Genomic DNA, 4,825 nt, shown 5'->3' with positions numbered 1-4,825 from the left:
GGGCCGGGCAGTGGCGGCCCGGCGACGCGGACATCCTCATCGTGATGGACTCCGGCTACGACGTCACCCGCCTCGCCCACGTCCTGTCGGATCTGCCCGTCGAGCTGGTCGGCCGGCTGCGCTCGGACCGGGTCATGCTCCGTGACGCCGGCCCGCGCCGTTCCACCCCGCGCGGCGGGCAGCCCCGCAAGCACGGCGGCGTCCTGACCTTCTCGAAACCGGACTCCTGGCACACCCCCGACCAGGCCACCACCTGCGACACCAACCGCTACGGCCGGGCCGAAGCCCTCGCCTGGGACCGGATGCACCCCCGCCTGACCACCCGTGGCTCCTGGCTCGACCACTGCGGTGAACTCCCGCTGATCCACGGCACGTTGATCCGGCTGAAGGTCGAACACCTGCCCGGCGACCGCGACCCGAAGCCGGTCTGACTGTGGTCCTCACACACCGGCTTGACCAGCGACGATGCCAATGTGCGCCGGCAGGCGTTCCTCCGCCGCTTCGATCTTGAACACACCTTCCGGCTGTTCAAGCAGACCCTGGGCCGGACCGTGCCGAAGGTCCGCGACCCCGCGACCGCCGACCTGTGGACCTGTGGACCTGGCTGATCATCGCCGCCCACACCCAACTCCGCCTCGCCCGCCCCCTCGCCGAGGACCTCCACCGGCCCTGGGAGCGACCCAGCGAGCCCCGTCGGCTCACCCCGGCCCGGGTCCGCCGCGCGTTCAGGAACCTCCGCGCGAAGACCACCCGTCCCGCAACTGTGCCCAAACCCTCCCGACCAGGCTCCGGGCGTCCAGCAGGCTCACAAAACCGCAGGCCAGCCCCACGCTACGAGCCCGGGAAGACCGTGAAACGAGCCGAAACCCTCACCAGACACGTCCGCCTGAAACAGCAGCGAGGATAAAAATCAAGCTCAGTCGGCTGCCGCGTGAGCAAGCCATGGCCCAACTGAAGACCCCAGTTCTCGCTTCGCGGCTGCTGGAGTCACGGATCCACCCAGGACAACCCGCAAACTCACGTCCACTCGACCACCTCAGAGGCGTGAGGGTCCCAACTCCCTTGCCATCGAGCGCACTCCAGCTCCTAGGATGCGCCGCACCACGGTGACCCGACAGTGAGGAAAGACAGCATGCGTTACCGCACACTCGGCCGCACCGGCATCGAAGTGAGCACCTACTGCCTGGGCACGATGATGTTCGGCTCGGTCGGCAACCCCGACCACGAGGACAGTGCCCGGATCATCCACGCCGCCATGGACGCGGGCGTCAACTTCATCGACACCGCGGACATGTACTCGGCCGGCGAGTCCGAGGTCATCGTCGGAAAGGCGCTGCGGGCATCCGGGCGGCGGGATGAGGCCGTACTCGCGACGAAGGTCCACTTCCAGATGGGCGAGGGAAGGAACCGCAGCGGGAACTCCCGGCGCTGGATCACCCAAGCCGTGGAGGCGAGTCTGCGGCGGCTGGACACCGAATGGATCGACCTCTACCAGGTGCACCGCCCGGATCACACCACGGACATCGAGGAGACACTCGGGGTTCTCGGCGACCTGGTGCAAGCAGGGAAGATCCGGGCGTTCGGGTCGTCGACGTTCCCGGCCGAGGAGATCGCGCAGGCGCAGCACGTGGCGGAGCGACGCGGTCTCCAGCGCTTCCGGACCGAACAGCCCCCGTACTCGGTCCTCGCACGCGGCGTGGAGGCCTCGGTGCTGCCGACGGCTCGGCGGTACGGGATGGGGGTGCTGACGTGGAGCCCGCTTGCCTCGGGCTTCCTGAGTGGCCGCTACCGGGCGGGGCGGACGGTCGATCTCAGCAGCGGGCGCGCGCGGTTGAACCCCGGCCGCTTCGACCCGTCCATCCCGGAGAACATCACCAAGTTGGAGGCGGCCGGCAAACTCGCCGAACTGGCTGCGGACATCGGCTGCAGCCTCCCGGAGTTGGCAGTCGCCTTCCCGCTCGCCCATCCTGCCGTCACCTCGGTCATCGTCGGCCCTCGCACGGCGGAACAGTGGGAGGCGCTCCTGAAGGGAACTCCGGTGGTCCTGGACGATTCGGCTCTCGACCGCATCGACGAGATCGTGCCGCCCGGCATGAACCTCTACCACCCCGACGGCGCATGGAAGCCACCCACTCTCACGGACACAGGCCTCCGCCGCCGCCCGACGGACGAGCGGGCCGCATCGTGACTTACCCGCCCTCTTGGCAGTGCCGCCACGACAGCGACGTCACCACGTCGCGTGTCCGCGCCATCTGCCGTGCCACCGGCCCTCGTTGCCGTGGTCGGCGAGGTCGTCACCGCCCTCGCCGACCACTCACCGGCCTTGCACGACGCCCTCACCACCTCCATGGCACACGCCCAGGCGGCGTCCGGTCTTTACAGGCATGAGCCAATCCCTGCACCTGCCCGGGAAGCTATGTCCCGGGCTTCATCCGTGCGCATGCAAGGATTTGCCCGCGAGAGCGAGGAATGCCTCCCCCAATGCCTCGTTCTGGCTCGGATGCGCGTGCACGAGAGGCGCGACATCGCCCGGATGAGCTTCCCAGGCGACCACGAGCTGTGCCTCCGCGATGAGTTCGCCCGCCCTCGCACCGACGATGTGGACACCCACTACCGGACCGTCCTTGTCACGAACCAATTTCACGAAGCCGGACGTACCGATGATCTGGCTCTTGCCGTTGCCGGCCAGGTTGTACTCGATGCTCTCCACCCGGTCGGCACCGAACTTCTCCTTGGCCTGCGCCTCCGTGAGGCCGACAGACGCGACTTCCGGGTCGGAGTAGATGACGCGGGGGATGTAGGAGTCGGCGACCGGTGCCGGGGCAAGACCCGCGATCTCCTCCGCGACGAATATGCCGTGCTGGAAACCCCGATGCGCGAGCTGGAGACCATCGACGACGTCCCCGACGGCGAAAACACCGGGTACCTGGGTGCGAAGGCTGTCGTCGACCTGGACGAACCCACGATCCAACGTCACACCGACCTCCTCGAAGCCCATGCCGGCCGTGCGGGGTCCGCGACCGACCGCGACAAGCAGGATCTCGGCCTCAAGAGGTTCACCCGCCTCGAGGCTGACCACCACCCCGCTCGCGTTCTGCTCGACGGCATCGACCCGAACCCCGGTACGCACAGCGACTCCACGTCGCCGAAAGGCACGTTCCAGGGCCTTGCCACAGGACCGGTCTTCGTTCGGAACCAGGCCCGGCAGTGCCTCGACGATCGTGACGTCGACTCCGAACGATCGCCACAGGCTCGCGAACTCGACCCCGATGACGCCACCGCCCAGGATGATCGCACTGCGCGGAAGCTCCGGCAGAGAGAGCGCTTCCGTCGACGAGAGGACCCGTCCGCCGAACTCGAGTCCGGGCAGGCTGCGGGCGATGGACCCGGTGGCCAGGACCACGGCCCGCGCCGCGGAGTAGGTCACCTCGCCGACCTGCACCGCCGTCGGTGACACGAGGCGTCCGTGTCCCTGGACCAGTGTCACGTCACGGCTGGCGACGAGTCCTTGCAGCCCCTTGTACAGACGGTCGACGACGTCGTCGCGATAGGCGTACAACCTGGGCAGGTCGATGCCCTCGAAGGAGGCGCGGACACCGACCGACGCGGCCTGTCTCGATACGTCCGCGACCTCGGCGGCGTGCAGCAGAGCCTTGGTGGGGATGCAGCCGCTGTGCAGACACGTGCCGCCGAGCTTGTCCTCTTCGACAAGGGCAACGCTGAACCCCAGTTGCGCACCCCGCATCGCGGCCGCATAGCCGCCTGATCCGCCGCCGAGGATCACGAGGTCGAAAGTGGTCTGGGTCATGGTGCGTTCCCCTTGTCCTCGCGTACGCCAGTACTCACAGCAGGATCCGGAGCGGGTGTTCGAGCACGTCCGTGAACGCCTTCATCCACTCGGCCGCGGTGGCGCCGTCCACCGAACGATGGTCGACGGCGAGGGTGAGACGCAGAACGGAGGCGACGACGACCGCGCCCTCCTCGACGACTGCCTCCTGCCGCGCCGCGCCGACGGCCAGGATCGCGGCCTGTGGCGGGTTGATGATCGCTGCGAAGTCCTCGGTTCCGTACATGCCGAGGTTCGTGATCGTGATCGTGCCGCCTTCCAGTTCGTCCTGCCGGAGCCGGCGCTCCTTCGCACGGGCGATCAGGTCCTTCGTCGCCGTGGCGACGCCGCTCATCGACAGGGAGTCCACGCCGCGGATCACCGGGGTGAGCAGGCCGCCGTCGGTGGCGACGGCCACGGCGATGTCGACATCCGAGAAGTGGCGGATCGAGGTGCCGTTCCACTGCACGTTCATCGCGGGAACGCCCACGTGCGCCGAGGCGACGGCCTTGATGAGCAGGTCGTTGATCGACACCTTCACGTCCCGGCCGGCGTTGATCTGCTGCCGCAGCTCAAGCAATGCGTCGACGCGTGCCCCGCCGCGCAGATAGAAGTGCGGCGTGTTCTGCTTGCTCTCCGTCAGCCGGCGGGCGATGGCCCCCCGCATCCGGGTGTTGGGCACGTCCACAAAGCGTGCATCGACCGCCGGCGTCCCGGTACGCGGGACATCCCCGTCGGCGTTCACGGGCAACGTCGCCGCCGACTCCGCCCGTCCGACGACCGATGCCTCGATGTCGGACCGGCGGATTCGTCCGTGCGGGCCGCTGCCCACCACATCGTTCAGATCGACTTCGAGCTCGCGCGCGACACGTCGCGCCAGCGGGCTGGCGAAGATGCGCTCGCTCCTGTCCCGCGCCGCCTCGGCGGGCGCCGGAGCGATCGTGCCTGCCTGCGGCGCCGACTCTTCCGGCGCCGGCGCCGAGGGCGTGGAAGCCGCCC

At 68.7% G+C, this 4,825-nt stretch carries 3 protein-coding genes and 1 pseudogene; 2 read left to right on the top strand and 2 right to left on the bottom strand.

The genetic code is table 11. The features are described from left to right. Positions 1-907, top strand: a pseudogene (locus ABZV34_RS37155) (transposase); the annotation flags it as partial. A 225-nt stretch (positions 908-1,132) separates the two neighbouring features. Next, positions 1,133-2,188: an aldo/keto reductase gene (locus tag ABZV34_RS37150; protein WP_356287000.1), complete on the top strand. Its 1,056-nt coding sequence runs from the start codon at positions 1,133-1,135 to the stop codon at positions 2,186-2,188. 240 nt (positions 2,189-2,428) lie between these two features. On the opposite strand, the gene lpdA is transcribed toward ABZV34_RS37150, so the two are convergent. Together lpdA and ABZV34_RS37140 are read right to left on the bottom strand one after the other, a co-directional pair. Then, positions 2,429-3,808, bottom strand: a complete 1,380-nt coding sequence (gene lpdA / locus ABZV34_RS37145; RefSeq protein ID WP_356286997.1) for a dihydrolipoyl dehydrogenase — start codon at positions 3,806-3,808, stop codon at positions 2,429-2,431. A gap of 34 nt (positions 3,809-3,842) precedes the next feature. Continuing rightward, on the bottom strand, positions 3,843-4,825 hold a 983-nt coding region (locus ABZV34_RS37140; RefSeq protein ID WP_356286994.1), incomplete at its 5' end, for a 2-oxo acid dehydrogenase subunit E2.

Origin of the sequence: Streptomyces sp. NPDC005195, assembly GCF_040608315.1 — a bacterium.
Taxonomy (GTDB): domain Bacteria; phylum Actinomycetota; class Actinomycetes; order Streptomycetales; family Streptomycetaceae; genus Streptomyces; species Streptomyces kaempferi.
Note: the sequence above shows the minus strand (reverse complement) of the source record. Positions and strands in the feature narration are given on the sequence as shown.

Excerpts from the sequence above, each read along its gene's own strand:
- lpdA (WP_356286997.1), bottom strand. The coding sequence starts at position 3,808 with ATGACCCAGACCACTTTCGACCTCGTGATCCTCGGCGGCGGATCAGGC.
- ABZV34_RS37150 (WP_356287000.1), top strand. The coding sequence starts at position 1,133 with ATGCGTTACCGCACACTCGGCCGCACCGGCATCGAAGTGAGCACCTAC.